Below are 374 nucleotides of genomic sequence, written 5' to 3' on the forward strand. Positions count from 1 at the left end.
CTGCTGTGGGTGCTGCCGCTGGCCGCCATCGTGGCGGGCGGGTGGATAATCGTTGCCCGCACGCGCCGGCGGGTGCGTATCAGACAGGACGTCCTGGCTGACGCCATTCCTGCGGCGGGACCACGCGCAGGGGTGGGGGTGTATCTTCCGGGCGTGGTTATGGCGCTGGTCGTGGCCGCCATCAGTTACTCACAGACCGGCAGCTATCAGCAGGTCAGGGCCTGGCAGCAGGCGACGGCGCAGACGCCCGGGCTGCTGGCGCGGGCGCTGGACCCGCAGGCGCAGCCGCTGAATGAAGAGGAGATGGCGCGGCTGGCGCTGGGGCTGCGCACCCGCCTGCAGAATGATGCCGGCAATGTTGAGGGCTGGCTCAT

1 protein-coding gene is annotated in these 374 nt (G+C 69.8%); it reads left to right on the plus strand.

The window, feature by feature from the left end; genetic code table 11:
• Positions 1–374, plus strand: a 374-nt coding sequence (locus NA389_RS21950; protein ID WP_438795990.1) for a TPR domain-containing protein, incomplete at both ends; no start/stop codon positions are given.

It is taken from the genome of Salmonella sp. NW645, assembly GCF_051703725.1.
GTDB classification, from domain to species: Bacteria; Pseudomonadota; Gammaproteobacteria; order Enterobacterales; family Enterobacteriaceae; genus Salmonella; species Salmonella enterica.